A 5,774-nucleotide genomic window follows, 5' to 3' on the forward strand; every position below is an offset into this window, starting at 1 on the left:
GACGTGACGAAGAACGAATCCCAGCGGGCCCGGGGGAGTAGCCGGGACAGGGCTGCGAGGATCACCCGATCCGCCGGCTCCAGCGCCGGACGGTGGACCTGCCGTTGCAGCACCGCCATCTGATGGCGCAGGACGAGGAGCTCCACCTCGTTCGCAGCGTTCCTGCGCACGCGGAGCACCATCACCCCGAGAGTGTTCCGCGTCAGGGCGTAGAGCAGCGACCACACCATGACCATCCAGCCTGCCCGACACAGACCCCGTCCGGCAGGCAAACGCCCAGGTCACCGCCCGAATCGGGATTCCGGAGCCCCACACCCACCAGATCCGATCTTCAGCTACGAAAATCTTGTCTGAGCCAAAAAACTGGACAGGCCCGCGGTGGAGGCGACCGGTAGCCCCAGCTGGCGGTGCACGAACCCCACCAGCCCCAGGGGGAACTGCAACTGCGGGACGTACACGTTGAGGTACATCCGGTCGATGCACTCGACCTCGAAGGTCACGTGGTCGGACAGGACATCGGCCACGGTGCGCGGTAGCGTCATGGCAAGCTCCGGTCGGACGGAGGCTTTTCAGCTAACCACCGCCGCATGAGCGGTACCACCCACGGGGCCCACCTGGGCGCCGTCAACCGCCAGCCGGAGCCCGCAGCGGCAGCCGAGCGGCACACGCCTCGTCGGGCTGGGGCGAAGCCCCGTTAGAAGTACGTTTACAGCCGCTCCTCCCCTATGCCCGTGGCCGCAGGCCGGCGCCCATTCTCGCTGACAGACGGTGCCAACTTCTGACGCGATCACTCAATCGGGCGGCGTTAGTCGCGTTTACGCATTCGCGGCCGTACAAGTCGCCGTTCTACTCGTGCGATGCTTCGAGCAGGCGTCCGCAGACGCAGCGAGTGGGCGAACTTCATCGATAGTTGCCCCTGCCACTTATCGAGTCCGGATCCCGCCCATCGACCGGGGCGCGTCCCATTCGAGGACGCGGCCGAGCGTAGAGCCTTTCTAGCGCCCGCCGGCGTGGAGGTCGATGAGGGGCCGGCCCGACTGGCATGTCTGTCACGAGACGATCCACCAGGCGCTCTACCAGGGCGGCCGAGCTGGGCTGTCGCGCGAGCTGACGCGGCGGCTGCGCACTGGCCGGCCGCTGCGTCAGCGCCGGCGGCGGCCTGACCGGCGCAGTCCGCGGTTCGTCGCCCCGGCGCTGTTGATCGACCGCTGCCCGGCCGTCGTCGAGGCGCGTAGCCGGATCGGGGACTGGGAAGGCGATCTGGTCATCGGCCGGGGCAGTCGCTCCGCCGTCGGGACGCTCGTGGACAGGCGCAGCCGCTATCTCAAGCTGGTCCACCTGCCCGACGGGCACGGCGCAGACGCGCTGCTCGCGGCGATGATCCCGCTGCTGGACGGGCTACCGGCCGCGGCGCGGTGGACGCTCACCTGGGATCAGGGCTCGGAGATGGCCCGCCACGACCGGCTCGCCGGCCACTTCGCCGACGGCGTCTACTTCGCTCCGCCCGCGAGCCCGTGGCTGCGCGGCACGAACGAGAACACCAACGGCCTGCTGCGCCAGTACCTGCCCAAGGGCAGCGGCCTGACCAAGCACGACGCCGCGGCGCTCGCCGCGATCGAGGAACGGCTCAACAACCGGCCGCGCGCGGTCCTCGGTTGGCGCACACCCGCCGAGGTCTTCACGACCGCCCTGGCAGGATGACCAAAACAGTCCGCGTTGCGACGGTCGCTAGAAACCACCTTCCATAAATACTGATCCGCGCCCGGGACGGGTACCGGCCGAGGTCGGAGCGGCGACGTTCTGCGCCTGGCAGGAGCCGAGGCGCCCAGCTGTTCCGTCGCCGCCAGCCGGCCGGTCCGCGCCGCGGCAGCCGTGGTTTGCCGCCCGCTGTTTCCGTCGGGTCCCGGTTCAGCGTTCCCGTGCTGGTTGACCTGGGGCCGGACACGCTCTGGGCTGGGACGTGCTCGTCTCATTTGCGTCTGCGAGCCCGGCAGCAGCCCGACGCCACCATGGCTCGCCTAAGCGGAGCGTAACAGCGCCCGCAGACATCAGGTGGTGCGGCCGGGCACGGTCGGAGCTGGCCGCGGTCCGTCTAGCTCGTCAAGGTGACCTAGGTCGAATCGCAAGCCGGTGATGACACGATCGAGCAGCTCGGCGATCGGCCTGTTCACCGTGCCGACGATGTCCAGGCAGGCGTCCAGGACGCGCAGGACCGAACGGTAGTCACTGCCGCGCGGATTACAGTTCCGGAACTGAGCGTAGGCGCCGAGCGCCTCCTCCGGCCTGCCAGCGAGCACGGCGAGCAGTGCGCAGTCGGCCCAGGCCCACCATTGTCTGCGCCGGTTGCCGGCGGCTTGATGGAGTACCGCGTCGTACGCCTTATCGATCTCCTCGTGCTTTACCGACAGCATATCCGGAGCGATCAAAATCTGGAGTACGAGGCTGTTCGTCAGGTTGTAGGAGTCCTCGATGGCGTATCGGCGGTCCTGCTCGTAGTGCCGGCCCTGTTCATAGCTGTGGAGTGCGCCGGTCAGATTCCCGTGCCTCCAACGGATACCACCGAGCATTCCGTAGGCGTCAGCGAGGTGGGCGACGAGGGAGCGGCTCAGCGTGCTGGAGTAGAGCGGATCGGCTGAGCGGTTCTCGTCGAGCAAAAGGACCTCATCCTCCTCGAGGAAGCTCTGTACGCTATCAATCAGCCTAGTCAGGATGTCCTCGGCTTCATCGAGGTGCTCCAGCTGGGTCTCCACCCTCGCCCGGTTCTTGGCGGCGACGGCGTCCTTGAGTAGCGCCTCGCGGTTCATGACGCCGGTCCGTCCAGCAGCCGGAGCTGGCTGATCACCTGCGCGTGCAGCTCCTGGTCACGCTGGTCGGTCGAGTCGGCGAGTGCGCTGGAGAGCGTCTCGCTGATCGAGCGGAATGTCTCGGCCAGTGCGGGGTCGGCGAGCGCGTCGGCGCCGAGCCGGTGGTGCAGGTACAGCCAGGCGGCGGCGAGGTTCTCCCGCGCGTTGAGCTCGGCCAGCCGAGCCAGCGGATGGGTGGGCGGGAAGACGAAGGGCCGGCTGCCCTGCTCGGTCCGGATGCTGATCCGCTGGGCCGCGTCCTGGAGCAGGTCAAGTACCTGCACGCCGCTCGGCTCCTGGACGGCGTCCGCGTGCCGCCACGCCAGCCGGTAGACCGCGCCGGGCGGCAGCGTGCCGCTGGCTGCCCATGTCCGGGTGGACAGCGCGCTGGCACTAGCGCGGAACTCCAAGTGCCGCTGCATCATCTGATCGTAGTCCGGCCAGGAGTTCACCGTGTAACGGATCACCGGAATGATTCCCGTCAGCAGCTCGCACTGCTCCCGTATCCGGCCCATGCGCTCGGCACCCCCGTAGGCGCGGCCGTCCTGAGGGGGGCCACCGTCCCGCTGGTCAAGGATGACGACCGGATCCAAGGAGTTGGAGGCGAGTCGGACACCGAGTTCGAACAATACGTTCGGGCTCCAGTCGGTGAGGTCGCACAGGCAGAAGTCGGTCAGCCGGATCGCCTCAAACAGGCTGCCTGAAACGATCTGCGGTGACACGATGTCCACGCTACGCTCGATGGCGACGGTCCCGTTGACGATGGCGCCCGTCAGGGTTGCCTGACCAACGATCTTGCTTGTCAGTCGTTGCTTGATGTTGCCCCAGTTATCCGCAAAATACACGTCGCCGAATGAGCACAGCAGCAGTACGCGGCGGTCGTATGGGATGGTAGGGCCACCGGCGCCGTAGGTGTACTTCGGGTCCGACGACATCCGCCGAATCGGTTCGAAGGTCGGCAGATCGGTATAGGTCTGCGGGGAGTTGCGTAGCTGACGGAGACCGGATAGGGCCTTCTCGCCAAGAATCTCCTCGGGCGCGGGGCCAGTCGCCGGTCGGGCGTGGCCGGTAATATTTATCTCACGAATTAGAAACGGCAGGCGGAGCTTTTCGAAAGACGTGTCGAAATCGGTCACCGAGCAGATCGTCACACCTCGCCGCACCACTGACCGGATACCGAGCAACAGCATCACCCCGGGCTCAAATCCGGTCAGGTCGAAGAATGCCAGAGTAGCCCGGCAGACCTTCTCCACGGCCTCCTGGAAGACCCGGCTGGACGCCAGCACTGACTGACTGTCGAGCACGTCGCGATCGCCGAGCCGCCAGGGTATCTCTCGATCGATCTGCACAGGATACCGGTTGGTGAAACCCTGGATCGCGTCCTCGAACGCCTTGTCGGCGGTGTCGGCTTGGGAGGCCACCGAACACCAGGCGATCTCGTCGCCGGTGTGGGCACCATCGTAGGCGAAGCCGTAGCCCGGATTGGGGAAGACAGGCAATTCGGCGATAGGCCCGTTTGCCTGGGAGGGCTGGTGTATCTCCGGGTTGGCCAGCTCCTCGTCACCGCGGGCCTGGACCTCGTCGGAGACTAGATCACGCACCTCCCGGAGGTTGAGCTGCCGGCCCAGGTTCGGGTCACCCCGACACAGAACGCTGATCAGGGCTTCGGTGAAAACCGTCGAGGCGCTGCCGACCGGGATGACGGAGGCGTCGTCGCGGCTGGCCGAGGCAAGAAGGGCAACTCCTCGGCCGCTGATTGTTGTTGTGAAGGCTCCGACCGCGGCGGCCGAAAAACAGGCATCCAACACGAGGTAAGTGCGGGCGAGGCGTCCGGCCGGCCGGATGGCCTCGGCGAGATCGGCAACCGACAGGGTCGACCCGGCGGGCTGGTCCTGCCTCGAATAGGCGACGGTCAGCCGGTAGCCGCCGTCGACCGTCTGGCCGTGCCCCGCGTAGTAGACGAGGAGAGCCTCCGGCTCGCTCGCGCTCACCGTCGCGAGGAAATCTGCGATTGCGCGGGTCAGGTCGTTGGGCGGGTCGCCGTGATCGAACAGGTCCAGCACGTGCCGGTCGGCGACCCCAAGGCCGGTCCGCAGATAGTCCCGGACGAGTCGATGGGATCCGGCGAAGGCGGCGGAGTCGAGACCGGGCCAGTGAGGCCAAGTGGACGCGCCGAGCAGGATGGCGGCGAACCGGCTGCGTCGATCGTGCGGCGGCATGTCCCTCGGTCAGCTTCCCGCGCTCTCGTCGAAGATCTCAGCCAGCTGGCTGGCCAATTCCTTCGCGCCGCGGCCACTGATATGCCGGACCGTCAGTGTCCGGCTGCCGTCGCTTACCTCCACGCTGGCGTCGTTGTGTTTCGCCAACCACCGTCCCAGGCCATGCGCGATGGCGGTGAGGGCTGGGGCGAGCAGCGGCGCGGTCACGACCAGAAGGGCGCCAAAATCCTGCGCCCGTGGGTCGGCCCGGTTCAGCTCGGCAGTAATCGGCGGGTTGTCGGCGAGCATAAGTTCGCGTAGTTCAGCCGCGAGATCGCCGGCCTCGCCTGCAGCCACGTCTAACGGCCTAACAGTGATCTGGTGGTCGCGCGCGCTCATGACGTCCCCCGTGTTAGCCGCACCCTATTTCGCACTGGGCGCAGTCTACGCACCACGTTTCGGCGCGGCGGCCGGCGGTGTCCCGACGCTGCGTCGGTGTGAAACCCGCGTGAGGTGACCAGCGGTGCGACGGTGTAGGCCCGCCGACGGACCTTGCCGGATGGGCGCGGGGCAGGGCCCACGCGCCCGGCGCCAGAGCAGTGGTCGACCGCGTACTGGCTGACCATCGGTCGGCCTAGGTGGTTGACGGCCAGACCGCGACCTGACTGCGGCCGGTTCGCCAATGCGAACACGCCCGAAGCGCGCTGCTGCTTCTGCCAAGCTCGGCCGTCTT

The 5,774-nt window shown here is 67.4% G+C and carries 5 protein-coding genes and 1 pseudogene; 1 reads left to right on the plus strand and 5 read right to left on the minus strand.

Annotation, left to right across the window (positions count from 1 at the left end; all coding sequences use genetic code 11):
• A pseudogene (locus U9983_RS26335) lies at nucleotides 1–272 on the minus strand (integrase); the annotation flags it as partial.
• A gap of 63 nt (nucleotides 273–335) precedes the next feature.
• Nucleotides 336–542, minus strand: a complete 207-nt coding sequence (locus U9983_RS26340) for a hypothetical protein (protein WP_322756593.1) — start codon at nucleotides 540–542, stop codon at nucleotides 336–338.
• Between the two features lie 478 nt (nucleotides 543–1,020).
• Between U9983_RS26340 and U9983_RS26345 the strand changes: the two genes are divergently transcribed.
• Nucleotides 1,021–1,701, plus strand: coding sequence for an IS30 family transposase (locus tag U9983_RS26345; RefSeq protein ID WP_322756594.1), 681 nt, complete (start codon nucleotides 1,021–1,023; stop codon nucleotides 1,699–1,701).
• A 347-nt stretch (nucleotides 1,702–2,048) separates the two neighbouring features.
• Here U9983_RS26345 and U9983_RS26350 read toward each other — a convergent pair whose 3' ends face one another.
• Genes U9983_RS26350 through U9983_RS26360 form a run of 3 tightly spaced genes read right to left on the minus strand, consistent with a single transcriptional unit; the run spans nucleotide 2,049 to nucleotide 5,440 of the window.
• The gene (locus U9983_RS26350) at nucleotides 2,049–2,804 is read right to left on the minus strand and encodes a hypothetical protein (protein WP_322756595.1); all 756 of its coding nucleotides are present in this window, start codon (nucleotides 2,802–2,804) and stop codon (nucleotides 2,049–2,051) included.
• A complete protein-coding gene (locus tag U9983_RS26355) occupies nucleotides 2,801–5,062 on the minus strand; it encodes a caspase family protein (RefSeq protein ID WP_322756596.1) in 2,262 nt (753 codons plus the stop codon). The genes U9983_RS26350 and U9983_RS26355 overlap by 4 nt, the downstream gene beginning before the upstream one ends.
• A gap of 9 nt (nucleotides 5,063–5,071) precedes the next feature.
• Nucleotides 5,072–5,440 carry a hypothetical protein gene (locus U9983_RS26360; protein WP_322756597.1) on the minus strand — a complete coding sequence of 123 codons (369 nt, stop codon included), beginning with the start codon at nucleotides 5,438–5,440 and terminating at the stop codon, nucleotides 5,072–5,074.
• Nucleotides 5,441–5,774: the final 334 nt, after the last annotated feature.

Origin of the sequence: Protofrankia sp. Cas3, assembly GCF_963555955.1 — a bacterium.
Classification (GTDB): Bacteria; Actinomycetota; Actinomycetes; order Frankiales; family Frankiaceae; genus Protofrankia.